This window comes from Kitasatospora sp. NPDC056531, from assembly GCF_042794375.1.
In the GTDB taxonomy this organism is placed as follows: Bacteria; Actinomycetota; Actinomycetes; order Streptomycetales; family Streptomycetaceae; genus Kitasatospora.
Genome location: NZ_JBHTTU010000006.1, coordinates 6889 through 32623, shown reverse-complemented (window position 1 = coordinate 32623; position 25735 = coordinate 6889). Strand labels below are relative to the sequence as shown.

Below are 25735 nucleotides of genomic sequence, written 5' to 3'. Positions count from 1 at the left end.
CATCTGCACAGTACCGCAGATTGCGTGCGCTGCGCACGCTAATCTGGAGTCATGCCGAACGATGTGGGACACGAGATCGCCGACGCCCTGGGAACGCTGCTCAAGCGCGACACCCGAGCACGGCTGTACCGACGCCTGACAGACGACCTGGGCGAGGGCCTGGACGAGACCACGTACCCCGTCCTCAGCGGCCTCGCCCGCACCGGCCCGCGCAGCGCCGCCGACCTCGCCGGTGAGATCGGCCTGGACCGCTCCGGCGTCACCCGCCGCGCCACCCGACTGGAGGAAGCCGGCCTGCTGCGCCGCGAACCCGACCCCCACGACCGCCGCGCCACCCTGCTCGCTCTGACCGAAGCCGGACGGTGGGCGGTCGAAACCACCCGGCAGCGCCTCGCCACGTACATCGAGGCGTCCCTCGCCTCCTGGCCACCCGACGAGGCGCGGGCCTTCGCCCGCCAGCTCCACCGCTTCGTCACCACCGGCCCCTTCGCGGAATCGTGACGCCGGCACGCGGATCCGTGTCGCCGGCCGGTGAGTGCCTGCTTCCGAACCTCACGCGCGCGTAGACCAACGGCTCGACGCCTGGGGCGCCGAGCGGGTCCGGAGGGTGGGATCGCCGAGCGTACTCAGCGGCGCAGGGTGCGCAGGGCGGTGAGGCAGTCCGCGGCCCGGCGCTGCGGGTCGGTGTCGGTGCTGGCCCAGGCGATCCGGGCGTCCGGCCGGATGAGGACGGCGGTGACGTCCCGCCAGATCGGATCCGTTGTTTCGGCGTTGACGGAAGCTGCTCGCTGTTCCAGGCCGTCCGTGGGGCACGGCGTCCGCGTCCCGCCGAGGTCCAGCAGCAGCGGCCGGCCGTGGTGCATCAGCGGGTGGGCGGTGGGTGCGTCGGGCGTGTCCAGAGCGAGGCCGGCCAGTCGGGTGCCGTTCAGCGGGTGCGCGCCGGGTGCGGTGTCGGTGGGGAGCGGGTCGTCGAAGCCGGCGATCCGGCGCGCCCACTGGCGGTTGGTCTCCGGTTCGGCCAGTGCGGCGGACCAGACCTCGCGCAGCGCGATCTGCTCCGGGCTCGCCGCGGCGAACAGGGCGAGTTGCGCGCGGGTGTTGTCGATGACGGCGCGGGCGGCCGGCCGGCGCTCCGTGTCGTAGCTGTCGAGAAGTGCGTCGGGTGCCCGGCCCTGGAGGGTGGCTGCCAGCTTCCAGCCCAGGTTGGTGGCGTCCTGGATGCCGAGGTTCATGCCCTGCCCGCCGGCCGGGAAGAACATGTGTGCCGCGTCCCCGGCCACCAGCACCCGTCCGGCCCGGTACCGCGCGGCCTGGCGGGTGGCGTTGCCGTAGCGCGACAGCCAGCGGGGGTTGCGGATGCCCAGGTCCCGTCCCAGTAGTTTGCGGGTCTGCTCGCGCACCTCCTCCAGGGTCAGCGGTTCGCCGGTGCCGTGGTGCATGGTGGCCGTGGAGAGGCCCGCCAGCCGGTGGACGCCGTCGCCGATCGGGGCCGCCAGGAACGAACCGGCCGGCCCGGTGGCGGCGAGCGGCGCGGTGGGCGGATCGTCGAGTTCGACGTCGGCGAGCCACCCGGTCAGCGTGGTGTCCTGACCGGGGAAGTCGATGCCGGCCGCCTGGCGCACCGCGCTGCGGGTGCCGTCGCAGCCCACCACCCAGCGGGCCCGCACGGTCCGGTGGGTGCCGCCGGCCCGGATCACCACCTCGACGGCGTCCGGCCCCCGGGTGAGCGAGACGACCTCCTCCCCGCGCAGCACCCGGGCGCCCACGGCGACCGCGTGCTCCTCCAGGAGCCGTTCGGTGACGGACTGACCGAGTGCCAGCATGAACGGGTGCACCGCCCCGACTGTGGAGAAGTCCAGCCGGGTGGTCGCCGCGCCGAAGTGGCCGGTCGGCACCGGGGTGCCGCGTTCGATGAACCGCTCCGCGAGTCCGCGGGTGGCGAAGGTGTCCAGCGTGCCGGCCTGCATGCCGACCGCGCGCGAGCGTCCGTCCGGTGTCGCCCGGCGTTCCACGACGGTCACCTCCACCCCGTACAGGCGCAACTCCGCGGCGAGCCAGAGCCCCACCGGCCCGGCCCCGGCGATGAGCACGTCGAGCATGACAACCACTTCCTCTCACTCTTGTCCGTTGGACAAGAGTGAGCATGCCCTAGAATTGTCCATTGGACAACAGGGGTGTGGAAGCCGACGGGAAGGCGCATCGGATGGGTACGACACGGGGCGAGATCGTCGCCGCCACGCTGACAGTCCTCGACGAACACGGGCTGGACGGGGTGACCATGCGCGCCGTCGCGGCCCGGCTCGGGGTGCAGCACAACACCGTCCGCTGGCACGCCTCCAGCAAGGGCCGCCTGCTCGAACTGGCCTCCGACGAACTCCTCGCGCACTGTCTCGACGAGCCGCTGCCCGAGGCGTTCCCCGACCGGCTCAAGGAACTGAGCCGCCGCTGCCGCGCGGCGCTGCTCTCCCGCCGTGACGCCGCCAGAATGGTCGCGGGCGTCTTCGCCGCCGAGCCCCGCACGCTGCGCTACGCCGACACCGTGATCGCCACCCTGCTGGCGGCAGGCCACTCGCCGCGCACGGCCGCGTGGACCCACTGGTCGATCTTCTACCTGACCCTGGGCCTCACCCAGGAACAGCAGGCCGCCCAGGAGACCGCACCGGTCCTCCTCCCGGACCAGGTCCCGGCCGACACCTACCCGGCCCTGGCCGCGGTCCTGCCGTACGTCGGTCCTGACGACTTCGACCAGCGCTTCGAATTCGCCCTCGACCTGATCATCGCCGGCCTTCCCCGGGCCGAGGGGCCAGTCGGTCGGCGGTCGTGAAGAAGTTCCGGTGAAGGGCGGCGCCGATCGGGCCCGCGCCATCGCCGACCTCATCCGACGCCCGGCCGGCGACGGCTACACGCACATCGTCGCCACCCGCGACCACCACATCGATCCGGGCGGCCACTTCTCCGACCGCCCGGACTCGGATGTTCCGCGGTTCCTACGTGTTCGGGTGGCCGAACATCGCGCGAGCGGCCCGTCGGCGAAGGTGGTGCCGTCGGGCCGCTCGGGTTCGGTCAGGCGAGGGCGAGGAAGAGCTTCTCCAGCTCGGCCTCGGACATCGGCGGCGTGTCGCCGTCCGCGGTGGCCAGGCACTGGCGCATGCCGCTGGCCACGATCTTGAAGCCGGCCCGGTCGAGGGCCCGGGAGACGGCGGCGAGTTGGGTGACGACGTCCTTGCAGTCGCGGCCGGCTTCGATCATGGCGATGACGCCGGCGAGCTGCCCCTGGGCGCGGCGCAGCCGGTTGAGGACCGCGCTCGTCGCTTCTTCTTCCACCTTCACCGGTTTCCTCCTGGCTCGTGCCGACTACGCCCTCCAGGATACCCCAGCGGGTATCTGTGGCAGTCAGTGGCGGGTGGCAGGTTCCGGGGTGGATGCCACCGCCCCTGCTGCGGATGGGTCTTCGGTACGGCGTGCGCGTCTGCGCTGGAGCAGCGACCAGGCCGCGATCGCGGGGGCGGCGGCCAGGACGGCCGGGCCGGTCTGGCGGCTGAGGACGAAGAGGCCCATGGCGATGACGAACCAGCCGAAGCCGGTGCGCAGGGTGTGCTGGGGGATGCGTCCGGCGTAGCGGCCGCCGATGAGGCTGCCGAGGACGGCGGCGGCGGTGACGGCGAGGGCCAGGTTCCAGTCGAGGTGGGCGCCGGAGATGTGTCCGGCCAGTCCGGCGAAGGAGTTCATGGCGATGACCAGCAGTGAGGTGCCGATGGCGATGCCCATGGGCAGGCCGGCCAGCAGAGCCAGTGCGGGGACGATGAGGAAGCCGCCGCCGGCGCCGAGGATGCCGGTGACCGCGCCCACGACGAGGCCCTGCAGGAGCAGGCGGGGGAGGGGGAGTTCGCCCTGTGGCCGCTTCGCGGCCTTGGCTGGGCGGCGGAGCATCGCGGCCGCGGTGGCGAGCATCATCAGCGCGAATGCGACGAGCAGGACGGTGTCGGGGATGTAGGCGGCCGCTCGTCCGCCGGCGTAGGCGCCGGCCATGCCCGCGAGGCCGAACAGGGTTCCGGTGCGCCAGCGCACCCGGCCCGCGCGGGCGTGGGAGATCAGGCCGGCGATGCTGGTGACGCCGACGACGAACAGGGAGGTGGTGATGGCCTGCTCGGTGTCCTGGCCGGCCAGGTAGACCAGGATCGGGACGGTGAGCATGGATCCGCCGCCACCCAGGATCCCGAGGAGGATCCCGATCAGGAGCGAGGCCGCGATGGCGAGGGTGATCACGGCCGGCTCCTCAGGGCGGCGATCACCGAGTTGATGTCGGTGCGCGGGCCGCGGTTGTAGGGGAGCTTGGCGAGCATCATGCCCATCGCACAGGTGTTGGTGACGGCGGCGAAGGTGAGGCCGGCCCCGACGGCGGTGCCGATCAGGTGCAGGCCGGGTATCGCGAGGCCGGCCAGTCCGGAGACGAGCACGATCGAACCGGCGATCAGCCTCACCTGGCGTTCCAGTTCCCAGCGGGCCGCCCCGCGGGTCACCGGGCCCCCGGCCGTCTCCCAGGCAACCATGCCGCCCTGCAGGACGCGCAGGTTGGGCAGTCCGGCATCCGAGAGGGCCTGCTCGGCCTGGGCGGCGCGGGCGCCGGAGCGGCAGATCAGGACGGTGTCCTCGTCGAGGTGGTGGAGCAGCTCGGCGCGGTGCTCGCGCAGGGTGTCCAGGGGCACGTTGTAGGCGCCGGGGATGTGGACGGTGTGGAACTCGCCGGGGGTGCGCACGTCCAGCAGGCGCGGGCCGCTGCTGTCCTTGGTGAGGTCCCTCAGAGCGGCGGTGTCGATGCCGGCGGGGGTGCGGGTGGGGGTGGTCATGGAGTCTCCGTTGCCGGTTCTACCAGGCGGGCTAAATACCCACCCGGGTATTTGTCGGGGTGTGGCTGGGCGCGGGTGTCCGGCGGGGCGGTGGGGGTGGTCTCGCGTCGGACACCGTTGGTTCGGGGGCTGGGATGTGGCTTTGGGGCCGGGGCCGGCGCGGAGGGCTGATGACGGTCGGCCTCCGCGCCGGATCCCGGCGTCTGGGGGGTCGGTCAGGCGGTGGTGGGTTCGGCGAGCAGGGCCCAGGCGCCGTAGCCGCCGAGGATGTCGGAGACGTCCTCGAAGCCGTGGTGGCGCAGCAGGCTGGCGGCGATGGAGGAGCGGTGGCCGCCGGCGCAGTGCAGGACCAGGGGGCGGTCGGTGGGGATCTCGTCCAGGCGGTGGGGCAGTTCGCCGAGCGCGATGTGGAGTGAGCCGTCGATGTGGCCGTCGGCGCGTTCGGAGCAGTTGCGGACGTCCAGGACCACCGGGGGCTGGTCGCCGGCGAGGGCGGTGCGCAGTTGCTCGGCGGTCAGGCGGCTGGCCGGGGTGACCTGGTCGGGCATGGCGGCGAGGGCGTCGTCGGGGCCCGGCAGGTAGCCGGTCACGTGGTCGAAGCCGATGCGGGCGAGGCGGGTGGTGATCTCCTCCTCGCGGTTCTGGGGTGCGATGACCAGGATGCGGCTGTCGGGGGTCAGGACGGTGCCGGCCTGCTCGGCGAAGCGGCCGTCGGCGGGGATGTTGATCGCGCCGCGCAGGTGGCCGGTACCGAACTCCTGCGGGCTGCGGGTGTCCACCACGACCGCTCCAGCAGCGTGTGCGGCGCGGAAGTCCTCCAGGGGCAGCGGCCGGGGTGCGGCGGCGGGGTCGAACAGGTCGCGCTGCCGGCGGTTGAGGGTGGCGTCGTAGGCGAAGTAGCCGGGGGCGGCGGACTGTCCGGCGGTGACGATGGCGACGAAGTCGTCCTCGCTCATCGGCTGGCAGGCGTAGTTGGTGGCGCGCTGGGCGCCGATGGTGGACTGCTTCTCGGTGGAGAGGTTCTTGCCGCAGGCCGAGCCGGCGCCGTGGGCGGGGAAGACGCGCACCTCGTCGGGCAGGCCCATCAACTTGTGCTGGACGCTGTGGTGGAGCATCCGGCCGAGTTCCTCGGCGGTGACGCCGGCCGAGGCGAGCAGGTCGGGGCGGCCGACGTCGCCGATGAACAGCGCGTCTCCGGTCAGCACGCCGTAGGGGACCTCGTCGGCGGCGCGCTCAAAGACCAGGACGCTGATCGACTCCGGGGTGTGGCCGGGGGTCTCCATGATCTGCAGGGTCACCTCGCCGAGGCTGATCCGCTCGCCGTCGGCGAGGTGGCGGATCGCGTACTCGGTCTCGGCCCGCTGCCCGTAGCCGATCCACGCGCCGGTGCGGGCGGCCATCTCCAGGTGGCCGGCGACGAAGTCGGCGTGGAAGTGGGTGTTGATGACCGCCTCGACGGTGAAGCCGCGTGCCTGGGCGTCGGCCAGGTACTCGGAGATGTCCCGGCGCGGGTCGACGACCACCGCCTTGCCGGTGGACTCGTCGGCGATCATGTACGAGGCCTGGGAGAGGCAGTCGAGGTAGTACTGGGCGAAGAACACGGGGATCAACCTCCTGATTGAGGGTTCACACCGGGCTTGATATACCCGGTGGGGTATAAAAACGGGCAGGGTGGGGCTGCGTGCGGTCGGCGACGGGCCGCGGCTTCAGGTGAACGGAGGAATGAAGGTGCGCCGGGTGGCGCGGTAGCGGGTCAGTGCGGATGCGGGCCGGTGACGAGGGGGTGTCCGGCGCAGGCCCGGACGCGGGTGCCGCCGGCGACCGCGCGGGCGTCGACGCCGCGGGCGTACATCCAGTCGGCGGCGACCAGGCTGCGGTTGCCGCTCGCGCAGATCACGTACACCGGCCGGTCCGCCGGGGCGTCGGCCCAGGCGGGCAGCTTCGCGAGCGGGACGGGCGGCGCACCGGGCACGTGCCCCGCCTGGTACTCCTCCGGCTCGCGCACATCCAGGACGAGGCCGCCATCGGCCCAGGTCGAAGCGAAGGTGTCGAGGTCGATCTCGGGGGTCATCTCATTCCTTCATATACCCCCCTAGGTATCTTGGTTTCGAATGTAACTCCCCGGCGCTGTCGACGTCAAATACCTAGGGGGGTATCCAGGTGAAGTGGCGAGCAGTTCGGTCCCCTACCTGGCCACCAACGACTGCGTCCTCGGCAGGATCGCGGCCGCCCAGGACGGCCAGCTCTGGACCGTCGGCTACGGACGCACCGAGAGCAGGGGCGTAGCTCCGTCTCGGCGGTAGCTGATCTGGGGTGTTGCTACGACCGTTGACCAGCCCGGGGTGTTGTGATGGGCGGTGCTCGGTCGGGATATGCACTGGTCGCCGCTTGTTGGTGGTGGTCCACCACCATCAGCGACGGCCGGGGCCGTCTGCTGGGGTCGGGTGCGGACCGCCCGGGCCGCATGCACGACCGGACCGCGATGCGCACCGAGCACGTAGTGCGCAGGCACGCCCCCACCCGCCACTACATGCGCGACGTGGTCGCCGCCGGCGGGGAGGTGAGAACCATCGACGAGCTCGTCGACCGGTTCATCATCTGCGACGAGTCCGTCGCCTTCATTCCGCTCAGTGAACAGCGTGAGCATGGCGCCCTGGAGATCCGCCAGCCGGCGGTTATCCGCTTCGGCAAGGGCAACTTCGAGCAGATGTGGAAGCGCGCCGGCGCCTTCGGCGACGAGTCGGCGCGGTCCACGGACACGGTGGCCACCGACCTGGAACTCGGCATCATGCGCATGCGGGTGACCGGATTCGCCGAGGACGGGATCGCTCGCAAGATCGCGCTCGGCCGCCGCACCGTCGCCGAGCGGATTCGCGTCACCTCGGAGCGGCTCGGCGGCACGAGCCGTGCCGAACTCGGCTACCGCATCGCGACCAGCGGTCAGGCGGGCCTTGCCGAGGAGGCCCGCTGTTCGGCCTCGGCAAGCCGTTCCTGGCGCAGCTGCTCGTACCACTGGTCGTCCAGGCCGGGCAGCTCGCCGCTGTCCAGTGCCAGCCGGATGATCAAGTCGGCGAAGCGAGGGTTGCGGGCGAGCACCGGCCCGTGCAGGTAGGTGCCGAAGATGTTGTCCTGCCACGCCCCCTCAGTCCCGTCGCCGACCCCGTTGCCGTGACCGAGCCGCAGACTCGCCAGCGGCTTCGCCGTCCGGCCCACCTGCGTCACCCCCATGTGGTTCTCGAACCCGGTGAGGGTCGGCAGCCCGAGCTCGGGGGTGGGCTCGGCCACGATCTCGCCGACCGAGCGGGTGCGCCCGCCGGTGGAGGTCACGTCCAGGATGCCGAGGCCGGCCTGGACCTGGCCGAGGTCGTTGACGAACTGCTGGCCCAGGATCTGGTAGCCGGCGCAGATGCCGAGGATGATCGCGCGGTTCTCGTGTGCGCGCCTCAGGCCGCTGTCAGCGCAGAGCCGTTCGGCGGCGAGCCGCTGCGGGCGGTCCTCGCCGCCGCCGAGCAGATAGACGTCCCCGGTGGAGGGGATGGCCTCGCTGGAACGGACGTCGATCCGCTCCACCTCGAGCCCGCGCTGCCGTGCACGCCGCTGCAGGACCAGGACGTTGCCGCGATCGCCGTAAGTGCTCAGCAGGTCCGGATAGACCCAGACCACGCGCAGCTTGCTGTCATTCACTTGCGGGTTCCTTGCCCTCTCCGCGGCCGCCGCCGGGCTGGCGTCCTCATCGTGCCTCAGCCTAGTGGAAGCGACGATTCGGCTTCCTTCGGCGTATGCCTGCAGGAACATCGCCTCGGCCGGCGCCATTCGCTCGATCTCACCGGGGTCGACGCTCTCGTTGCTGGAGTGGATCCGGGAGAGGAGCGGGGGCGGTGGGGTGGTTGTCGGGTCGTGGGTGCGGCGGGGCAGGCGGTGCCGGCCGACGGCGGCCGGCACCGGAAACGGGTGCGCCGTGCCCGCGCCGTCAGCCACCGGCGCGGGCACGGCGCACCATCACCCATGGCGCGCGTGGCGCTCCTACCTGACCGCGGGCCGGTGCTGCAGCGTGTCGTCCAGCCAGTCGAAGATCCGGGCGAGGGCGAGTCGCTGAGCTCCCGCCTGGCAGTGCGCGTCGGCGCCTTCCTCCGCGGTGAACTCGATCAGGGTCTTGGGGCAGGTGAGGTGGTCGTAGAGCTGTCGGGCCTGCCCGGCGAAGAACAGGTCCTCGGCGGCCTCACAGATCAGGGCGGGGCACTCGATCTTCTCGGCGATGCCGTCGCGGAGGTGGTGGTCGAGATACGCGGCGCCGAAGGCGCGGGGGGTGTCGGCTCCCATCACGTACATGCCGTGGTTCAACGCCCAGCGCATGACCGGGTTGGTGGCCATCAAGTGGTCGAGCTGGGTGTCGAGTTCGGGATCCGAGGCCGCGCGCAGCCGCCGTTCGACGTCGACCCGGTCGCCGGGCACGATGTTGGTGACCGCCGCGCCGAGGTCGTAGACGCCGTCGAGGGCGATCACGGCGGCCAGCCGGTGTTCGAACGCCGCTGCCCTCGGGGCGAGCAGTCCGCCCATGCTGTTGCCGAGCAGCGCGACGCGGTCGCCGTCGACCTCCGGCAGGGTCAGCGCGAAGTCGAGGACGGGGCCCACGACGTTCTCCCAGTCGGGACGGAAGACCAGTCCGTCGTGGTGGAGCGGTCCGGGCTGCCCTGGTCCGTCGAAGACGAGGACGGTGTAGCCGCGCTCCACGCCCGCCATGGCTCCGAAGTAGTGCATCTCCTCCGCCGTGCCGTCGAAGCCGTTGTGCATGATCACGGTGGGCCGGGGCGTCGCGGAGGTGTCGGCCCGGTAGAGGTAGCCGGGCAGAGTGCCGCCCTCGTAGGGGATGCGGACCGGCTCGATCCGCGGGGTGAACAGGGCCGCCGCAGCGTGGAAGCACTCCACGCTGCGGTCGTAGGCGTGGTCGTGGCGGGGGTCGCACGGGTTGCCGTGGAGGAAGAACTCCGCCGACCGGTAGTAGTTCGACGCCCGCAGGAACCCGTCCCGGGCGCTGACCGGGTGGCCCGCCGCCAGGGCCCGCCGGGCCTCGCCGGCCACCCGGTCGGCGGTGGCCAGCCACTCGTCGTGCCAGCTGTCGTAGTCACCCTCCACGATGCGCGCGCTCGTCGAGACGACCTCGCCGAAGTCGGCTCCGCCGTAGGCGATGTGGCCGAACGACCGCAGGGTCTCGTACCAGAACTGGGCGTCGTTCGGGAACAGCAGAGGCTTCATCAGTACTCCTCGGAATAAGGGATGTTCGGGGTGAGGGGCCCCTGGTGGGTGGTGGTGTTCAGTCGTCGGCCCCGTCGAGGGCGGTGTCGGGGATCCAGGAGCCGTGGAGTCCGGAGCTGACCCGGTGGGGCAGGTGGACGGTGGCGATCCGGTCGAGGCCGGAGGCGTCGAGGACGAGGAGCTGCGAGGCGTCCTGCTTGAGGTCGGAGACGACGGTGAGGAGGTAGCCGTCGTCCTCGCGGGTGGCTCCGGCGGCGGGGACGAAGACGGCTTCGCTGGGCATGCGGGCGTCGCCGATCTGGTGGATGCGGCGGGCACCGGTCGTGCGGTCGTACTTGACCAGACCGTAGCCGCCGAAGCCCTTCTCGTCGGGGAAGGCGACGGCGTACTGGTAGCGGTTCTCGACGCCCAGGTACTCCTCGTTGAGGGTCGGGAACTCCACCGGCAGGTCGTCGATGATCTGCTCGTCGACACTGCCGGCCACCGTGTCGACCACCCATCGGCGGGTGTAGGAGCGGGTGACGGGCTCGGTGCCGCGCTCGGGTGCGCCGATCCACCAGTTCCAGGAGAGCCGGAATCCCTCGTCATCCACGGTGGGGCCCTCCAGGACGATGCGGCCCTGGCCGTCCTCGTAGGCGTTGGCGACGTGCAGCACGTTGCCCGGTTCGATGGAGAACCAGCGGACGCTCCGCGCACCGTCCTTTCCGCGCGGCATGACACCGATGCGGGCGGGCTGGGTGTCGCTCCAGCCGTACGGGATGCCGGAGTGGTCGGCGGGGTCGAAGGTGACGTTGCCCTCGATGAAGACCACGTGGTGGCGGGTGATGGCGAAGTCGTGCTTGAGCGAGGCGGTCGCCCCGGGGACCTCGATGCTGTCGACGATCCGGCCCTTCGCATCGGCGACGTAGTACATCAGGTAGGGCGGGAACGGCGAGGATCCGAAGAAGTGGAGCTCTCCCGTCACCGGGTCCTCCTTGGGGTGCGCGGTCATCGCCGTGCGCAGCTTGCCGTCGAAGTCGTAGGCGCCGACGGTGTCCAGGTCCCGGGTGAGCTCGAACGGGAGGTTCGCCTCGCACAGCGCGAGGAGGCGTCCGGCGTGCTCGATGACGTGGGTGCCGGCGGTGCTGGCGGCCAGGTCGGGGCCGTGCTCGGTCATGTAGGGGGCGCCGTCGAGGGCGGGCGTGTGCACCCAGCGGTTGCGGTACCACTCGGCGCGGCCCTCGCGCAGCCGGATGCCGTGGACCATGCCGCTGCCCTTGAACCAGTGGGTCGGGGTGACGCCGGGCTTGGGGTTGTGGCCGTTGCGGAGCAGGCGGCCCGTCAGCTCCGGGGGCAGGTCGCCCTCGACGGTCAGTTCGGTGGCGGTGATCTCGTCGGCGACGGGGGTGTAGTGGCCGGTCAGGTAGGGCTTTTCGACGGTCATGGCAGAAACCTCTTTCGGTCTGTCGGGGGAGTTGCCGGGGGGCGTCCTGCGTCGGATGGCAGGCGCGTACCGCGACGGTGCGGTCTCGGTTGCCGATCAGTGGGTGGGCGGGGTCCAGTCGGCGGGCAGGCCGGACTGGGCGAGGACGGCGGTGAGGCTGTAGTAGTCCTGGTCGGAGGTGATCTGGCGACGGGTGTTCAGTTCGAGGAGAGTGGCCATCGGCACGGCGAAGGGCTCGGGCGCGCCCTTGAGGCGGCCGGAGTACACGGATTCGACGGTGATGTGGTTGCCGTCGCGGTACGCGGCTCGGACGGTGACGTGGACGTCGTCGATGAGGCCGTCGGCGCGGGCCTTCCACCCGGCGATCTCCTCTCGGCCGTGGAAGGTGACATCCACGGCACGGTCGGTGTAGGTGCCGTCGGCGGCGAACAGGCCGCCGAGCGCCTGGGGTTCGGTGCCGTTCCAGGCGCACGCCCAGTCGGTGACGACCTTCGGCAGACGCTGTTCGGCGGGCTGCGCGGCGGAGGCGGTGGTGCCGAGCGCGGCGCAGGCGGCTGCGGCACCGATCAGCACGGTCGTGACACGGGGTGAGCCGGACCTCACGGTGATGCTCCTTCGGGTGGTGGGTGTGTCGGGTGGTGGCGTGTCGGGTCGCGGATCCGCGGGCACGGGTTCGCACGCGGCCGGCTGGGCGGTGCTCACAGCGGGTCGTCGGCTGAGGTCGGGGGCGCTCGGATCGTCCGTGGCCGGCGGCCGACGTCCGGGACGGTGCACATCAGGGAGTCAGGACGGCTGTGCTGGTGCTGGTGCTGGAGCCAGTGCCGTGCCGGTTGCGGTTGCGGTTGCGGTCCGCGGGCTGGTGCACCGGATGAGGAGCACCGCGAGGAGGGCCGTCGCGGCCAGGACGGCGGCCGAGACCGTGAAGGCGGCCCGGTAGCCGGCGGTGAGGGCCGCCAGGTGCGGCTCGTGCGTGGACGAGCGGGCGGTGACGGAGCCGGCGAGGGTGGCCAGGGCGGCGAGGCCGATCGCACCGCCGACCTGGCGGGTGGTGTTTACCAGTCCGCCGGCCAGACCCGCGTCCTGGGGCGGGAGGCCGTCCACGGCGAGTGCGGTGAGCTGGACGAAGGCGATGCCCAGGCCGAGGCCGACCAGGACGCTCGGACCGAGGACGTCGGCGAGGTAGCTCCCGTCAGCGCTGATCCGTGACAGCCACAGCAGGCCCGCGGCCTCGGTGAGCAGGGCCGCGGTCACGGTCGCGGTGGCGCCGGCCCGCCGGGAGATGCGCGGGGCGAGAGTGGATCCGAGCATGTTGGCCGCGGCGAGCGGGAGTTGGCCCGCTCCGGTGGCCAGCGGGCTGGATCCCAGGACCTGTTGCTGGTAGAGCGGCAGGAAGAAGAACAGGGCGATCCACACGGACCCCAGCAAGGCCATCAGCAGGTTTCCCGCTGTCACCCGGCCGGTGGTGAACAACCGCGGCGGTATCAGCGCGTTCGGCCGACGGAGCTCGATGACGGCGAAGGCCGCGAGCAGCGTGGCGGCGGCGCCGAGGGCGCCCAGCACCCGGCCGTCCGTCCAGCCGGCGCCGCGTGCGGTGGTCAGCCCCCACACCAGGCAGGTCAGGGCGAGGGTGACGGTGGCGGTGCCCAGCAGGTCGAACCGCCCGGCCGCACGGCTGACCGTCCGCGGGACGAGGGCCGCCACCGCGGCCAGGACCAGCACCGCCCCGAGCGCGACGGAGTGGAAGATCCACGGCCAGCCCCACGCCTGGGTGAGCCCGCCGCCCAGCAGGACACCGCCCGCTCCTCCCGCGCCGGAGACCGCGCCCCACACCCCCAGTACTCTGCCGCGCCCGGGGCCGGGCGGGTACAGGTCCATGGCCAGGGCGAGCGCAGCCGGGGCGATGGCGGCGGCGCCCAGGCCCTGAACCACTCGGGCCGCGATCAGCGCATTCGGTGCGGCGGCCAGTCCCGCTGCCATCGAGGCAGCCGCGAACAGTACGAGGCCGGCGATCAGCACCCGGCGGCGACCGAGCAGGTCGGCCGCCCGTCCGCCCGCCAGGAGCAGTGCTCCGAACGCGAGGCCGTAGGCGTTGACCACCCACGTGGTGCCGCCGTCCGACAGGCCGACCCCGGCGCGGATCTGCGGCAGCGCGACGTTCACGATCGAGGTGGCGAGCATGACGGTGAACTGGGCTGCGGCGAGCACCGTGAGCGCGGCTGCCGGCCGAGGGGCGGGCGGCAGCCGCCCCGACTGTGTGCGGTGGAGGTTCATGGCGCACAGCCTCGTGCGGGGCGGTGTCCACTATCCAGGCCCGGCAGGAGCGGTGACTGTCCACTCCTGTCCGCACCTGTCCACCGGGTCCTGCCGAACGGGCGGAGGGGTCGGCGGCTACGGAGTCTCCGGGGGGTCGTGCAGTTCCCGCTGCCACAGGGCCTCGCACAGCAGGTCCAGGCCCTGGCGCAGGTGGCGCCGGTAGGTGCCGAACGGAAGACCGATGCGGCGGGCGGCGGCTTCCTGTGTCGGCGCACCGGAGAGGTAGCCCGCCGTCAGGGCCTCGCGGGCCCGTACTCCGCGCGGGTCGTGGGCGAGGTCGTCGACGGCCTGGCGCAGCAGAGCGCGCAACTCCTCGACGGGATCGCTGAAGTCGGCCGCGAGACGGGTGCGCATCAGGGCGCAGGCGGCGAAGGCGCCCGCGTCGCGCCAGTGCGTCAGCGCTTCGCGCACGGCCTGGTCGAATGCGGTGCGCGAGACGGGCGACGGTCCCGACCGGACAGGTACGTCGGCGTCCGATATGAAGCGCTGGAGCCAGGCGTCCACGGGTACCTGGCGCCAGTCGACGCCGAACAGTCCGTAGGTGTGCTCGCCGACTCGCGGTCGCGCACCGGTGTCGACGAGGGTCCCCTTGACGCGCTCGGCCCATGTCTCGGCGTCCCGCCAGACGGCGAAGCCGTAGGCGCGGCCGCGGGCACGGGCGGACTCCGCCTGGGCCCGGGAACTGCTCAGGTCGATGACGCGGGAGGGGACCTGGTAGCGCTCCGGGTAGACCGAGAAGCGGCTTATTCCGATGTGCTCGCCGGGGCGCACCGGCACGGTGGCGTCGGTGTGCGCCCACGCCGCGGCGACGACGGGATCGGTGGCCAGGTCCTCGGGGTCGGGAGGGGCCGGCAGGGCGAGCCGGGCGGTGAACGCCACGATGCGGCCCGTGTTCACGAGGCGGTAGACGCTGAAGGCCTCCGGCTGGCGCTGCGCCCAGTAGCGGACCAGTTCCGAGGAGGCGGTTCCCTCGGTTTCCTCCGCCATGCGCAGCACGACGTCGACGTCCTCCGGGTGCAGGGGGCGGTCGTGCACCTCGTCCTCGCGGGACCAGGTGCGCAGTCGCGCCAGGGTCTTCCCTTCCCGGAAGAGGTAGAAGAGCTCGTCGGTGACGGTCCACACCCGCTCCTCGGGTGCCTCACGCAGTATGCGCAGGTATTCGTCCGCCAGGCGCTGGCGCATCGTCGCGAAGGCGTTGGGTGCTCGCCAGCGCAGGTCGGCGGCCAGCGTCTCGCGTGCGGCGTCGTGGGGGTGGAGCCCCTGCCGCGTGGACTCCATGAAGGGGAGGTCCCTCAGCCAGGAGAAGAGAAGATGGGCGTCCTCCTCGGGCAGCACCGCGGCCAGGAGTTCCTCGGACGTCGAGTAAGCCTGTGCGGCCACCTCCAGGCCGCGGCGGTGGGCGGCCGTGGGCACCTCTCCGATCAACCCGGTCAGCAGGGTTCGTAGCACGTCCGCCGAGGGGGCCCATATCTCCTCCCTGCTGCAGCCTGCCGATCCTGCGGCTGCCGCGAGGGACAGGGCCAGCGGGTTGCCTCCGGCGAAGCGGAGCACCCGCTCCCGCAGCTCGGGCCGGATCCGTGCCGCGACCAGCAGGCTGCGGGCCTGCTCCTCGGAGAACGGTTCCAGTTCGGTCACGTGCAGGAGCTCGGACCAAGCGGGGTCGGCGGCCCACTGCGGCTGCGGGGCGAGCCGGCCGGCCAGGACGACCAGGGTGCCGTCCGCGGCGCGGGGCAGGAAGTGGTGCCACAGCCAGCTCTCCAGCCACTGGCAGTGCTCGAAGGAGTCCACGAACAACACCGTGCCGGGAACGGTCAGGAAAGGACCAGCCGCGCGCTCGAAATCGGCTGGGTCCCGGCTGACGAAGCGGCCGTCGAGTTCGACGAGCGGTCGGCCCGCCGCACGGGCGTGGTCCGCCAGATGACGCAGCAGTGTCGACTTGCCGATGCCGCCCGGCCCGAACACGTAGAAGGCGAAGGGCGCCTGCGGATCGCCGGTCAAAGACTCCCCGAAGCGCTCGAGTTGCTCGTCCCGGCCGATGAAGGCCCGGACGCGCGCAGTGCTCAGTCTCTCGCCCACGGACACCATGACGGCTCCCGTTCCCCCTAGTACCGGCACCGGATTCCGCCGCCCCGGAGCCGCCGATCCGTCAGGGATCCTACAAAGGCGTCGGGAGTGTCGGCGACTCGTGTCACCTGATGAGTCCCGGGGCGCCGTGGGCGTGGCGGAATGTCAGAAGGCGACGCGGACCTTCAGCGCGGTGCGGTTGTCCATCGCCTGGTAGCCGTCCGGGACGCCGTCGAGGTCGACGGTGCGGTCGAAGACCAGGCCGGGGTCGATCGTGCCGGAGAGGACGTCCGGCAGCAGCTCGGGGATGTAGGCGCGGGCCGGGGCGACACCGCCGCGCAGCGACACGTTCCGGTCGAACATCCGGCCGATGTCGATGCCGGCGCTGCCGCCGTGCGGCACGCCCACGTAGCCGACCGCGCCGCCGTCGCGGGCGATCGAGATCGCCGTCCGCATCGACTCCTCGGTGCCGACGGCCTCCAGCACCGCGTGCGCGCCCAGACCGCCGGTCAGCTCCTTGACCGCCTCGACGGCGGCGTCGCCGCGCTCGGCGACCACGTCGGTGGCGCCGAAGGCGCGGGCGATGGCGGTGCGCGCCTCGTGCCGGCCCAGCGCGATGATCCGGCCCGCGCCGAGCCGCCGGGCGGCGAGCACGCCGCACAGACCGACCGCGCCATCGCCCACCACCGCGACGGTGGCGCCCGGTCGCACGCCGGCCGTCACGGCCGCGTGGTGGCCGGTGCTCATCACGTCGGAGAGCGCGAGCAGACCGGGCAGCAGCTTCTCCTCGCCGGCGGTCTCCTTGGGCAGCTGCACCAGGGTGCCGTCGGCGAACGGCACCCGCACCGCCTCGCCCTGGCCGCCGTCGGAGCCGACCTCGCCCCAGAAGCCGCCCTGCGGGCAGGAGGTGTGCAGGCCCTCGCGGCAGAACTCGCAGCTGCCGTCGGACCAGACGAACGGGGCGACCACGAAGTCGCCCGGGCGGAAGTCCCGCACCTCGGGGCCGACCGCCTCGACGATGCCGAGGAACTCGTGGCCGATCCGCTGGCCCGCCGTCCGGGGGGCCACACCGCGGTACGCCCACAGGTCGCTGCCGCAGATGCAGGCGTTCACCACCCGCACGACCGCGTCGGTGGGGTGTCGGACGACGGGGTCGGGCACCTCCTCGATCCGGATGTCGTTGGGGCCGTGGATCACGGTGGCACGCACGGAACTCTCCTGGCACTGCTCGGGGCCTGGGCTGAAGCAGTCAGGGTCGTCGTGCACGCGCCCCCGTGTCCAGCTACATCTCCTACAACTCATCTTTAAGATGGACTGATGCTCGATGTGCGACGACTCGTTCTGCTCCGTGATCTGGAGGTGCACGGCACGGTGACCGCCGTGGCCGACCTCCACGGCGTCACGCCCTCTGCCGTCTCGCAGCAGCTGCGGTTGCTGGAAGAGGAGACCGGAACCCGCCTGCTGGAGCGCACCGGCCGTTCCATCCACCTCACGGCCTCGGGGCGTCGGCTGAACAGGGATACCGAGCACGTGCTCGCAGCTCTCGAGCGTGCCCGGATCCGCCTGCACACCGAGGCCGAAAGCCCCGCAGGCCCCCTCCGTTTCGCCTGTTTCCCCAGTGCCCTCGCACCGGTGGCCGCACCTCTCGGGAAGGCTCTGGAAGGCGCCTGTCCGGATGTGCAGCTCCACGTCACCGAGGCCGAGCCCGAGGCTGCCGTACGACTGCTGCTCCAGCGCCGTGTCGACCTCGCCCTCGTCTACCGGTACGACAACCTGGCCACACCCCCACCCGCGGGCGTGGAAACCTGGACGCTGCGAACCGACCCTCTGGTCGCCGTCCTGCCCCGCGACCACCCCGCAGCCCTGGCGGCCGGGCCTCCTGTCGCCCTGCGGGAACTCGCGGACACACTGTGGACCACCGCCCCGGCGCAGACCGCGTGCGGAGACGCCGTCCTCCAGGCTTGCCGGTCAGCCGGGTTCACTCCCCGGGTGAGGAACATCTGCACCGACTTCTCCGCCATGATCGCTCTCGCCGAAAGCGTGGGCCACACCGCCCTGATCCCCCGCATGGCCGCCACGCGCCTACCGCCCGCGCTGATCGCGCGACCGGTGACTGACGGCACCCTCGCCCGCACGATCGAGATCGCCGTTCGCCACGACACGGCACACGAACCCGCGATCGCCGCCTGCCTCGACGCGCTACGCACGCTCCTGCAGGGATCGGCGTGAGTGGTGGTCGCCGACGCCACGGCGGCTCCGGCCGACGCCGGCATCCGAGACGCGTGCCCGGACCGGCGTCGGGGAGCTCGCGCCTTCGTCACATGTGCCGGTGATGGATGCTCATCGGGCGCTGCCGAGGTTCCGGTCGCCCTCGGCGCCGTCGAGCAGGAGGGTCGTCTCCTCGATCCGGCGGAACCGTCCGTCGGGGGCGAACTCGCCGAAGAGGTAGACCTCCATCCGGACGGCGGACCCGTCGGCCTTGGTGACGGCCACCGTGTGCCGGTCGGCGTAGCGATTCCCGTCCACGAGCTCGTCGTGCACCTGGACCGATCCGGTGGCCACGATCGTGCGCAGGTGGGCGATGTGGGCGAGGAAGTCCTGTCGGTCGGCCCAGTCGCCGTCGGTGCGCTGACGGTAGTCGGGGGCGAAGTGGCGGTCCGCGGCCTCGTCCAGGTCGAGGCCCGGAGTGAGGAGCAGATCGGTGAGCGCGGCGGCGATGTTCGTGTGGGGCATGGGTTCCTCCAGGAGAACAGGGCGTGGTGAAGGGAAGCAGATGCGTGCGCTGCGCACGCATCGAGGCCGGTGGTGACTCTAGCAGCTGATGCGTGCGTAGCGCACGCTATTGTGGGGGTGTGACGACTGCATTCGCCCGCCTCCTGGACGCCGGCCGAGGTGCAGTCCTTCGCCCGCCGGCTGCGGCGGTTCGTCGAGGACGGCCCGTTCGCTTCGGACGGCTGACACGGGAGTCCACCTCTTCGCCTCTTCGTCGGTTCCGGCGGATGCCCTTCCGAACACTGCGGCCGGCCGGGTGCGCCGATCTCCACCTCGGGTGTGAGCGCTGGAGATCGGCGCTTCTTCGACGTCGTCGCGTCAGGAGGGGTTCTTGGTCGCGAGGACGTCGACCAGGCGGATGTCGGGGGCGGTGGCGAGCAGTTCCGGGCCGACCTCGGCGAGCGCGGCGGGGATGCGGCCGGTGAGGTGGGCCTGGCGCGCGTCCTCGTCGGCGAAGGCGTCGAAGATGCCGAAGGTCGCGCCGTCGACCTGGAACGCGTACCAGACCCGGGTGCCGGGTTCGTCCTCGACGACGGCGCGGCCGGCGTCCAGGAAGGCGGCCAGCTCCGCCTCCTTGCCCGGCTTGGCGGTCAGCAGCGCGAGGACTCCGAGCTTCAGTGTCATGACGGGATCTCCATGGTGGGTCGGTGGTTGAGCCGCGATGCCGTCGGAGGCTTCCCGGCGGGGCCGGGAGCGGACGTCCGGCCTGGGAAAGACGTTAGGGTCGTGATCGATCCGCCACGAGCGGCGGAAACGACGTTTCCAGTACCGTTTGCGCCATGCGGATTGTGATGGCGGCAGTCGACGGCGTCTTCGACTCGGGGCTCTCGGCGATCATGGACGTGCTCGGCGCGGCGAACTCGCTGAGCACGAGGGACGGTGGCGCACCGCCGTTCTCGGTCACCGTGATCGGCGCGGGGCCGCAGGTCCGCACCGGGAACGGGCTGAGTCTGGCGACCGTTCCGGTCGGGGAACTCCCTCACGGGACGGACCTGTTGCTGATGCCGGCGGTGGGCTTCAAGGCTCCCGACCAGGTGGTCGCGGCGGTCCGCGAGCCCGCCAACGCGTGGCTGCTCGACCTCGCCGTGGCCTGCGCCACCTCCGGCACCCCGCTGGCCGCCGCGTGCAGCGGAACGTTCTTCCTGGCCGAGTCGGGCACGCTCGAACGGCGGCGTGCGACGACGAGTTGGTGGCTGGGCCCCGCCTTCCGCGCACGCTACCCCGGTGTAGCGGTGGAGGACTCGCGGACGCTGATCCAGGACGGCCCGGTCACCACCGCGGGCGCGGCCTTCGCCCACATCGACCTCGCGCTGTGGGTGGTGCAGCGGCGCAGCCCCGCCCTCGCCGACCTCGTCGCCCGGTACCTGCTGATCGGCGACCGGCCCTCGCAGGCCGCCTTCGCCCTCCCCACCCAACTGGCCCAGGCGGACCCGCTGATGGCCGCCTTCGAACGGTGGGCCCGCGCTCACCTGGCCGACCCGCCCCCGCTGGCCGAGGCCGCCCGCACCCTCGGCGTGAGCCAGCGCACCCTGCAGCGCACCGCGCAGACCGTCCTCGGCAGATCGCCCCTGGAGTTCATCCAGGACATCCGACTCGACGAGGCGACCTTCCTGCTGCGGACCACCACGCTCAGCGCCGAGGCCATCGCCGGCCGGGTCGGCTACCGCAACGTCAGCACCCTGCGGGAGCTCGTGCGGCGCCGACGCGGCTCATCCCTCGAGACGCTGCGCCACGGCGGTGCCGATGCCCCCGCGGAGTACCCGCCACCGTCCTAGGCATCCCGGACGGAGTCTGCGGCAGGTCGAGCCTTCGCGTCGACCGCCCAGCCGGTCAGGATGATCTTGCCGGTGGCGGTGCCGGGCCCGCCGAGGACCGCTGGACCCCGTTGCACCTGAGCACGCCGTTCCTCTCCCGCATCACCAGGTCCCCGTCGACACCGTCCTGCTCGACGAGGCGGGCCACTACCCCCTGGAAGAGCCGGGCCTGCAGCAGATGCAGGACGCCATCGCCGGCTTCGTCACCAGGCACACCACCTGACGACCGGCACCCCGCATCCCCCGGATCACGGCGACGGACCCCTCGGCCACGATCACCCCGGAAACCGGCGCGCGCCCCATCGGGCGGTGGGCTGGGTGGCTGGTCAGCGTCGGGCGGTGCCGTAGCGGCGCTGGAAGCGTTCGACGCGCCCGGCGGTGTCGAGGACGCGGGACCTGCCGGTGTAGAAGGGGTGGCCGGCGGAGGAGATCTCGACGCCGATGACGGGGTAGGTGCGGCCGTCCTCCCATTCGACGGTCTGGGTGCCGGTGGCGGTGGAGCGGGTGAGGAAGGCGAGGCCGCCGGCCTTGTCACGGAAGACGACGGGGCGGTACTCGGGGTGGATTCCGGGCTGCACGGGGTGGTTCCTCCTCTGGGGGCGAGTGGGGATCAGCGTTCTTCGCGGAAGTCGACGTGCTGCCGGGCGGCGGGGTCGTACTTGCGCAGGACCAGCCGGTCCGGGTCGTTGCGGCGGTTCTTGCGGGTCACGTACGTGCAGCCGGTGCCGGCGGTGGAGCGGAGCTTGATGATCGGGCGCAACTCGTTACGGGCCATGAGGTCCTCCTCCGGTCGGTCGGGCGGAAAGCAACACAGCAAATGAAATCCATTTTCATCTAGCGCCGCTGTGGGCGGCTCTCCATCGAGGGGCGTGAGCACCTGGTGCCGCGCCGTCTGGCCAAGGCCTATGAGCGGGGGCTGCTGAAGCTGTGAGCGCAGGGAGGAGCCGCAGCGCGGGGCGCCGCGGCTCCTTGGGGGTGCCGGGGTGTCAGGAGGTGGTGAGGGCGGTGTCGTCGACGACGACGGGGCAGTCCCGACCGTCTGGTAGCCGGTGGTCGCCTGCTGATCGCGGACCGCTTCGGGCGCTACCGACACGCCCCCCGTAGGGCTGGGTCCGAAGCGCCACCGGCCGTGTACGGCCCCCGCCGGGGCGCTCACGCCGAGGTGCCCCTGCCGGTGCCACGGCCCCGGCGGGCGAGCACGACGCCCGTCACCACGCCGAGGACACCGACCACGATGCCGGCGATGCCCAGCGCGCGGGCGGTGGAGTCGTCACTACTCGCCTTCGCGGTGGCGGTGCTCGTTGCGGGCGGGTCGGCCTTGGCGCTCGCCGCGGCGCTGGGGGTGGGACCATCGGGGTCGCTGGCGGTGGCGGCGGTGGCGGCGGTCAGCTTGAGGACCGGGGCCGGGTTCTTCGGCTCGGGCTGGCCGTCCTGGGGCTCCTCGATCCAGCGCACGATCTTGCCGTTGCTGTAGGTCTGCAGGGTCTTGAAGACGACCTTGTCCGTGCCGCCGGGCAACGCGCCGAGCTCGATGGTGAAGTCCTGGAAGTGATCGGGGGTGATCTGGCCGCCGGTCCACACGACCTGGGAGACGGCGTCGGTGATGTCGCCGTCGTCGGTGTGGATCGGGGTGGCGAGCTTGGTGGTCTGGATCGTGTCGGCCCAGCCCGGCACCGGCGCGACCTTGACGGACGGGATCGGGTGGTCGGTGGGGAAGTCGATCTCCACCTTCACCGTGCTGTTCTTGTCGTCCTCGTTGGGCACGCGGAACGCGAAGGTCTGGTCGGTCGCGTTCTTCGGCACGCTGGACGGCTGCACGATGACGTGCGCCGACGCCGGCACGGCAGCGACGAGTACGGTTGCGGCGCCCATCGCGCAGGCGGCGGCGAGACGCTTCTTCAGGGACAGGCTCATGGCTCTATGGTCTCCAGGTCGGAGGCGCGCGCACGCCGGTGCGCACGGGCGGCGGGCGCGCGGGTGACCTGGCGCCGCTGCCCGTGGAGGCGGAGCTCTTGGAGCAGGCCAAGACCGGTTCCCTCGACCGGGTGACGGCCACGGCGGGCTGACGGGCCGGGACCGGAGCGGGCCGTAGCAAGACGTTGATCGGGTCTCCGGCCGAACTCGGGTCGCTCGGCAGGTCGACCTGACGATCTCCTCAAGGTGACCGTCCCGAAGGCGAGTTGACGGTGCACGGAGGAAAGCGGCTGCACCCGTTCGTCGCCGAAGCCGGGGACCTGGATCTCCTGCCGTGGTCGGCGGCCTGCAAAAGGGCAAGACGGACCTCGGCGTACAAGGGGGACGCAGCCGACGGGTCGGCGAACACGGATTGTTCGTCTGCATAAGGGTCTGACGGGGCTGTGATCGGCGGTAATGCGAGGAGTGGCGCACGTCCGTGAGTCGCCAGTGAGCCGGTTATAGCGGTGCCCTACGACACGTCAGCGGTAGACTGGAATCGGAGCTAGTGTCTGCGGCGCCGCGCTCCAGCTCTTTTGCCATCGCGTTCCACCGGGTAGCGGGTGCCCGGGTGCCCGGGTGCCCGGGTGTCCGCACGAGAAATAGAATTCGCCCAGACCCTCAATATCTTCGTGGTTTCATTTGCCCCAGCTAATACATAAGGGGATATTTGCCATGATCTATTCCGAGAACGGGGAGATCAGGCCGCGCGGCGTTGTGGTGGGCCCCAACTCGCGATTTGCTCAGGCGCTCGCGAGCAGGCGGACTGCGCTTGTCGGCGAGGCCGCGGCTGCTGCGGTCACGGCTGACGGGTTGCGTGAGATTCCGCAATGGGATCTGAAGGATCATCACGGAAAGACGATCGCCGACCTGGTCTTCGTCAACCGCTTTGTCGGCGGTGCCGCAGCCTGGGTCGATAGCGATATGGACAACATCGACAAGGCGCTCGCGGCGGCGATGTCGGACAGTACGTTGCAATCGGTCATGGCCCAGTACTACTCGGGCAGCATCAGCTCCAGGGCGTTGCCGCGCGCCGTGGTGGACCTGGAACTCCCGGAGGGATCGCGGTTCTTCAAGGACCAGGCGGAGGAGCTCGCCAGTCAGTTGTTCCTGAGCGGGGCGCTCGGCGACAATGATCCCGGGCAGTGCGTCATCAACATGATGCTGCCGCGCGGGGTCATCCTCGTGGACGGCTTCTCGCCCGACTTTGAGCCCCCGCCCGGCACCGAAGAAGAGCACGCCCGCCGCAAGCGCGCCCTGATAAAGATCGACGACGATGATGGTGACTCGACGCACGGACTGGGCGGGTACCACGGATCGGTGCATGTGACCAAGAACGGCCAGGCCGTGACGGCCTACTACGCGGTCGGGGTCTTTTCGGAAGGATCCAACGGCATAGTCCAATTCGACAACTCCTGGGAAAACGTCGTCGCCACCTTCTACCACGAACTCAACGAGGCGCGGACAGATCCCGACGTGGAGGACGCCGTTCGGTTCAACGACAGGTCGAAGGTCGGCTGGTACTCGGACATCGGCCGGGGCGAGATCGGCGATCTTCCCATCAACGAGGCCGATCGCGGGCTGGTTCCCGCCGAGGCCATTTTCAGGTCAGTGAAACTCGCGGACGGGAGTGGCGATGTTCCCGTCCAGCTTATGTGGTCGAACGCGGTGCACGCCCCGGCCGCAGCCGGGTAGCGCTGCGCGGCCGGCGGCGCGGCCGACTCGTTCGGGTGGTTACTGAGGGCCTCGGCTGCCATGCGCACCGCATGACGGGGCAGCTCATGCGCCCTCGTCCCCGGTCCGTGGCAGTCGGTGGCAGTCCGCGTCGGCTCGCGTCCGCGGTCTACTCGACCATACGGGTGGGCCATGGGGCCTGTCGTAGCGGACCAGCGCGTAGTCATGGTTCGGGAAGGTGGCGGCGACGGTCGGGCCGATCAGGGTGCTGTGGGCGAGGTCGGTGTACCAGGTGGCGGCAACCTTGCTGCGATGCCCCCCGGGGACGCGCCGGATGGTCAGCGCGGGCGCGTCGTGGCCGACGGCGCGCATGATTTTGGCCAGCTCGGCCGGGGACACGGTGCCGGTGCTCACCGGAAGCACGACGGATGATCTGCTCCTGACCGGTGCTGTCCGGAAGTGTGAGGAAACGGACTCTTCGGTACAAGCTTCCTGACCTGGTGTCGGCGCAGCGGCGAGCGGTTCGGAGCCTGCGCGGATCCGCCGGACGGCCGACGGGACCGGTGCGACGCGCACCTTCGATGCGGTGCGGATCACGCGGACAAGATCCATGGGCAGTCTCTATGCTGGCTGCCATCAGGGGGACGGACTGCGACCCGGGTGGAGCCCGTGCGGTCATGACCGATCGACAGACCCTGGCAGGCCTCGCACGACCGCGATCGCGGAGTGCCATTGAGAACGGGATCGAACCACCATGACCGGACTTGCCCCAGACACCGACCTGTGGTGCCGCAGCTTCCACCCGGCTCCGCAGGCACCCAGCCGGCTGGTCTGCTTCCCGCACGCGGGCGGCTCGGCGAGCTTCTACTTCCCGGTGTCGGCCCAACTGAGCCCCGGTACCGACGTGATCGCCCTGCAGTACCCCGGCCGCCAGGACCGGCGTCTGGAGCCGTGCATCGAGGACATTCACCAACTGGCCGACGAACTCCACCCGGTGCTGCGCACGTTGGCCGACCGGCCGCTGACCTTCTTCGGCCACAGCATGGGGGCGGTCATCGCCTTCGAGGTGGCCCGGCGCCTCGAGCGTGACGGCGAGGGCCCGGTACACCTGTTCGCCTCGGGCCGCCGGGCACCCTCCCGCTACCGGGACGAGGACGTGCACGAGCGCGACGACGAGGGCATCCTGGCGGAGATACGGGCGATGAGCGGCACCGACTCCCAGGTCTTCGCCTCCGAGGAGATCGTGCGCATGGTGTTGCCCGCGCTGCGCAGCGACTACAAGGCCGTGGAGACCTACCGCAGCGAGCCCGGCTCCGTGCTCCGCTGCCCGATCACGGCACTGACCGGCGACAACGACCCGAAGACCTCGATCGAGGAGGCGCGCGCCTGGCAGGAGCACACCTCCGGGGTGTTCGACCTCCAGGTGTTCCAGGGCGGGCACTTCTACCTGAGTAGCCGACCCGGTGAGGTCATGAAGGTGCTCTCCGCGCACCTGGACGCGCTCGCCGCCGGGGCCTGACCGGTACGGCGAAGGGCTGTGGGGGGGGGGGGGGGGGGCCCCCCCCCCCCCCCCCCCCCCCCCCCCCCCCCCTCCCCCCTTTTCCCCCGCTCCCCCCCCCCCC

26 protein-coding genes and 1 pseudogene are annotated in these 25735 nt (G+C 71.5%); 8 read left to right on the top strand and 19 right to left on the bottom strand.

Annotated features, from left to right (window positions below; genetic code table 11):
- Positions 1 to 51: 51 nt before the first annotated feature.
- Entirely contained in the window at positions 52 to 501 is a 450-nt protein-coding gene (locus ACFQ87_RS09000) for a MarR family winged helix-turn-helix transcriptional regulator (RefSeq protein ID WP_380609946.1), read from the top strand.
- A 125-nt stretch (positions 502 to 626) separates the two neighbouring features.
- On the opposite strand, the gene ACFQ87_RS08995 is transcribed toward ACFQ87_RS09000, so the two are convergent.
- The gene (locus ACFQ87_RS08995; protein WP_380609945.1) at positions 627 to 2099 is read right to left on the bottom strand and encodes an FAD-dependent monooxygenase; all 1473 of its coding nucleotides are present in this window, start codon (positions 2097 to 2099) and stop codon (positions 627 to 629) included.
- Positions 2100 to 2203: 104 nt separating this feature from the next.
- Between ACFQ87_RS08995 and ACFQ87_RS08990 the strand changes: the two genes are divergently transcribed.
- Both ACFQ87_RS08990 and ACFQ87_RS08985 read left to right on the top strand, forming a co-directional pair.
- Positions 2204 to 2824 carry a TetR/AcrR family transcriptional regulator C-terminal domain-containing protein gene (locus tag ACFQ87_RS08990; RefSeq protein WP_380609944.1) on the top strand — a complete coding sequence of 207 codons (621 nt, stop codon included), beginning with the start codon at positions 2204 to 2206 and terminating at the stop codon, positions 2822 to 2824.
- Between the two features lie 10 nt (positions 2825 to 2834).
- A pseudogene (locus ACFQ87_RS08985) lies at positions 2835 to 2969 on the top strand (nicotinamidase); the annotation flags it as partial.
- A gap of 94 nt (positions 2970 to 3063) precedes the next feature.
- Here the strand turns inward: ACFQ87_RS08985 and ACFQ87_RS08980 are convergent.
- From ACFQ87_RS08980 to ACFQ87_RS08960, 5 genes are all read right to left on the bottom strand, one after another.
- On the bottom strand, positions 3064 to 3330 hold the full coding sequence (locus ACFQ87_RS08980; RefSeq protein WP_380609943.1) for a metal-sensitive transcriptional regulator: 267 nt from the start codon (positions 3328 to 3330) through the stop codon (positions 3064 to 3066).
- Positions 3331 to 3393: 63 nt separating this feature from the next.
- Positions 3394 to 4266, bottom strand: coding sequence for a sulfite exporter TauE/SafE family protein (locus ACFQ87_RS08975; protein ID WP_380609942.1), 873 nt, complete (start codon positions 4264 to 4266; stop codon positions 3394 to 3396).
- Positions 4263 to 4847 carry a rhodanese-like domain-containing protein gene (locus ACFQ87_RS08970; RefSeq protein WP_380609941.1) on the bottom strand — a complete coding sequence of 195 codons (585 nt, stop codon included), beginning with the start codon at positions 4845 to 4847 and terminating at the stop codon, positions 4263 to 4265. Before ACFQ87_RS08970 ends, ACFQ87_RS08975 begins: the two co-directional genes overlap by 4 nt.
- A 215-nt stretch (positions 4848 to 5062) precedes the next feature.
- On the bottom strand, positions 5063 to 6448 hold the full coding sequence (locus tag ACFQ87_RS08965) for a rhodanese-like domain-containing protein (RefSeq protein ID WP_380609940.1): 1386 nt from the start codon (positions 6446 to 6448) through the stop codon (positions 5063 to 5065).
- Positions 6449 to 6600: 152 nt separating this feature from the next.
- Complete coding sequence (locus tag ACFQ87_RS08960) at positions 6601 to 6918, bottom strand: rhodanese-like domain-containing protein (RefSeq protein WP_380609939.1); 318 nt, start codon at positions 6916 to 6918, stop codon at positions 6601 to 6603.
- A 94-nt stretch (positions 6919 to 7012) separates the two neighbouring features.
- On the opposite strand from ACFQ87_RS08960, the gene ACFQ87_RS08955 reads away from it, so the two are divergent.
- A complete protein-coding gene (locus tag ACFQ87_RS08955) occupies positions 7013 to 7150 on the top strand; it encodes a hypothetical protein (protein WP_380609938.1) in 138 nt (45 codons plus the stop codon).
- A 637-nt stretch (positions 7151 to 7787) separates the two neighbouring features.
- On the opposite strand, the gene ACFQ87_RS08950 is transcribed toward ACFQ87_RS08955, so the two are convergent.
- The 7 genes from ACFQ87_RS08950 to ACFQ87_RS08920 form a co-directional block, all read right to left on the bottom strand.
- Positions 7788 to 8531, bottom strand: coding sequence for a type 1 glutamine amidotransferase (locus ACFQ87_RS08950; RefSeq protein WP_380609937.1), 744 nt, complete (start codon positions 8529 to 8531; stop codon positions 7788 to 7790).
- Between the two features lie 339 nt (positions 8532 to 8870).
- Positions 8871 to 10100, bottom strand: coding sequence for an alpha/beta hydrolase family protein (locus ACFQ87_RS08945; RefSeq protein WP_380609936.1), 1230 nt, complete (start codon positions 10098 to 10100; stop codon positions 8871 to 8873).
- A gap of 58 nt (positions 10101 to 10158) precedes the next feature.
- Entirely contained in the window at positions 10159 to 11523 is a 1365-nt protein-coding gene (locus tag ACFQ87_RS08940; protein ID WP_380609935.1) for a carotenoid oxygenase family protein, read from the bottom strand.
- A 96-nt stretch (positions 11524 to 11619) separates the two neighbouring features.
- Complete coding sequence (locus ACFQ87_RS08935; RefSeq protein ID WP_380609934.1) at positions 11620 to 12126, bottom strand: nuclear transport factor 2 family protein; 507 nt, start codon at positions 12124 to 12126, stop codon at positions 11620 to 11622.
- Between the two features lie 180 nt (positions 12127 to 12306).
- A complete protein-coding gene (locus ACFQ87_RS08930; RefSeq protein WP_380609933.1) occupies positions 12307 to 13794 on the bottom strand; it encodes an MFS transporter in 1488 nt (495 codons plus the stop codon).
- 117 nt (positions 13795 to 13911) lie between these two features.
- The gene (locus ACFQ87_RS08925; RefSeq protein ID WP_380609932.1) at positions 13912 to 15912 is read right to left on the bottom strand and encodes an ATP-binding protein; all 2001 of its coding nucleotides are present in this window, start codon (positions 15910 to 15912) and stop codon (positions 13912 to 13914) included.
- Positions 15913 to 16065: 153 nt separating this feature from the next.
- On the bottom strand, positions 16066 to 17109 hold the full coding sequence (locus ACFQ87_RS08920) for a zinc-dependent alcohol dehydrogenase family protein (RefSeq protein WP_380609931.1): 1044 nt from the start codon (positions 17107 to 17109) through the stop codon (positions 16066 to 16068).
- 108 nt (positions 17110 to 17217) lie between these two features.
- On the opposite strand from ACFQ87_RS08920, the gene ACFQ87_RS08915 reads away from it, so the two are divergent.
- A complete protein-coding gene (locus tag ACFQ87_RS08915; RefSeq protein ID WP_380609930.1) occupies positions 17218 to 18129 on the top strand; it encodes a LysR family transcriptional regulator in 912 nt (303 codons plus the stop codon).
- Between the two features lie 111 nt (positions 18130 to 18240).
- Here the strand turns inward: ACFQ87_RS08915 and ACFQ87_RS08910 are convergent, their stop codons facing one another.
- Both ACFQ87_RS08910 and ACFQ87_RS08905 read right to left on the bottom strand, forming a co-directional pair.
- Complete coding sequence (locus ACFQ87_RS08910) at positions 18241 to 18633, bottom strand: nuclear transport factor 2 family protein (protein ID WP_380609929.1); 393 nt, start codon at positions 18631 to 18633, stop codon at positions 18241 to 18243.
- A 357-nt stretch (positions 18634 to 18990) separates the two neighbouring features.
- Positions 18991 to 19296 carry a putative quinol monooxygenase gene (locus ACFQ87_RS08905; RefSeq protein WP_380609928.1) on the bottom strand — a complete coding sequence of 102 codons (306 nt, stop codon included), beginning with the start codon at positions 19294 to 19296 and terminating at the stop codon, positions 18991 to 18993.
- Positions 19297 to 19451: 155 nt separating this feature from the next.
- Here ACFQ87_RS08905 and ACFQ87_RS08900 point away from each other — a divergent pair, with 155 nt between their 5' ends.
- A complete protein-coding gene (locus ACFQ87_RS08900; RefSeq protein WP_380609927.1) occupies positions 19452 to 20447 on the top strand; it encodes a GlxA family transcriptional regulator in 996 nt (331 codons plus the stop codon).
- A gap of 365 nt (positions 20448 to 20812) precedes the next feature.
- Here the strand turns inward: ACFQ87_RS08900 and ACFQ87_RS08895 are convergent, their stop codons facing one another.
- From ACFQ87_RS08895 to ACFQ87_RS08885, 3 genes are all read right to left on the bottom strand, one after another.
- Complete coding sequence (locus ACFQ87_RS08895; RefSeq protein WP_380609926.1) at positions 20813 to 21064, bottom strand: type B 50S ribosomal protein L31; 252 nt, start codon at positions 21062 to 21064, stop codon at positions 20813 to 20815.
- A gap of 32 nt (positions 21065 to 21096) precedes the next feature.
- On the bottom strand, positions 21097 to 21261 hold the full coding sequence (rpmG, locus tag ACFQ87_RS08890) for a 50S ribosomal protein L33 (RefSeq protein ID WP_380609925.1): 165 nt from the start codon (positions 21259 to 21261) through the stop codon (positions 21097 to 21099).
- Between the two features lie 377 nt (positions 21262 to 21638).
- Positions 21639 to 22400 carry a YcnI family protein gene (locus tag ACFQ87_RS08885; RefSeq protein ID WP_380609924.1) on the bottom strand — a complete coding sequence of 254 codons (762 nt, stop codon included), beginning with the start codon at positions 22398 to 22400 and terminating at the stop codon, positions 21639 to 21641.
- Between the two features lie 714 nt (positions 22401 to 23114).
- Between ACFQ87_RS08885 and ACFQ87_RS08880 the strand changes: the two genes are divergently transcribed.
- On the top strand, positions 23115 to 24134 hold the full coding sequence (locus ACFQ87_RS08880; RefSeq protein ID WP_380609922.1) for a hypothetical protein: 1020 nt from the start codon (positions 23115 to 23117) through the stop codon (positions 24132 to 24134).
- Positions 24135 to 24218: 84 nt separating this feature from the next.
- On the opposite strand, the gene ACFQ87_RS08875 is transcribed toward ACFQ87_RS08880, so the two are convergent.
- On the bottom strand, positions 24219 to 24527 hold the full coding sequence (locus tag ACFQ87_RS08875) for a hypothetical protein (RefSeq protein WP_380609920.1): 309 nt from the start codon (positions 24525 to 24527) through the stop codon (positions 24219 to 24221).
- 340 nt (positions 24528 to 24867) lie between these two features.
- On the opposite strand from ACFQ87_RS08875, the gene ACFQ87_RS08870 reads away from it, so the two are divergent.
- Complete coding sequence (locus ACFQ87_RS08870) at positions 24868 to 25632, top strand: thioesterase II family protein (RefSeq protein WP_380609919.1); 765 nt, start codon at positions 24868 to 24870, stop codon at positions 25630 to 25632.
- The last annotated feature ends 103 nt before the right edge of the window (positions 25633 to 25735 follow it).

Excerpts from the sequence above, each read along its gene's own strand:
- ACFQ87_RS09000 (WP_380609946.1), top strand. The coding sequence starts at position 52 with ATGCCGAACGATGTGGGACACGAGATCGCCGACGCCCTGGGAACGCTG.
- ACFQ87_RS08995 (WP_380609945.1), bottom strand. The coding sequence starts at position 2,099 with ATGCTCGACGTGCTCATCGCCGGGGCCGGGCCGGTGGGGCTCTGGCTC.
- ACFQ87_RS08990 (WP_380609944.1), top strand. The coding sequence starts at position 2,204 with ATGGGTACGACACGGGGCGAGATCGTCGCCGCCACGCTGACAGTCCTC.
- ACFQ87_RS08970 (WP_380609941.1), bottom strand. The coding sequence starts at position 4,847 with ATGACCACCCCCACCCGCACCCCCGCCGGCATCGACACCGCCGCTCTG.
- ACFQ87_RS08960 (WP_380609939.1), bottom strand. The coding sequence starts at position 6,918 with ATGACCCCCGAGATCGACCTCGACACCTTCGCTTCGACCTGGGCCGAT.
- ACFQ87_RS08945 (WP_380609936.1), bottom strand. The coding sequence starts at position 10,100 with ATGAAGCCTCTGCTGTTCCCGAACGACGCCCAGTTCTGGTACGAGACC.
- ACFQ87_RS08940 (WP_380609935.1), bottom strand. The coding sequence starts at position 11,523 with ATGACCGTCGAAAAGCCCTACCTGACCGGCCACTACACCCCCGTCGCC.
- ACFQ87_RS08930 (WP_380609933.1), bottom strand. The coding sequence starts at position 13,794 with ATGAACCTCCACCGCACACAGTCGGGGCGGCTGCCGCCCGCCCCTCGG.
- ACFQ87_RS08915 (WP_380609930.1), top strand. The coding sequence starts at position 17,218 with ATGCTCGATGTGCGACGACTCGTTCTGCTCCGTGATCTGGAGGTGCAC.
- ACFQ87_RS08910 (WP_380609929.1), bottom strand. The coding sequence starts at position 18,633 with ATGCCCCACACGAACATCGCCGCCGCGCTCACCGATCTGCTCCTCACT.
- ACFQ87_RS08905 (WP_380609928.1), bottom strand. The coding sequence starts at position 19,296 with ATGACACTGAAGCTCGGAGTCCTCGCGCTGCTGACCGCCAAGCCGGGC.
- ACFQ87_RS08900 (WP_380609927.1), top strand. The coding sequence starts at position 19,452 with ATGCGGATTGTGATGGCGGCAGTCGACGGCGTCTTCGACTCGGGGCTC.
- rpmG (WP_380609925.1), bottom strand. The coding sequence starts at position 21,261 with ATGGCCCGTAACGAGTTGCGCCCGATCATCAAGCTCCGCTCCACCGCC.
- ACFQ87_RS08885 (WP_380609924.1), bottom strand. The coding sequence starts at position 22,400 with ATGAGCCTGTCCCTGAAGAAGCGTCTCGCCGCCGCCTGCGCGATGGGC.
- ACFQ87_RS08880 (WP_380609922.1), top strand. The coding sequence starts at position 23,115 with ATGATCTATTCCGAGAACGGGGAGATCAGGCCGCGCGGCGTTGTGGTG.
- ACFQ87_RS08870 (WP_380609919.1), top strand. The coding sequence starts at position 24,868 with ATGACCGGACTTGCCCCAGACACCGACCTGTGGTGCCGCAGCTTCCAC.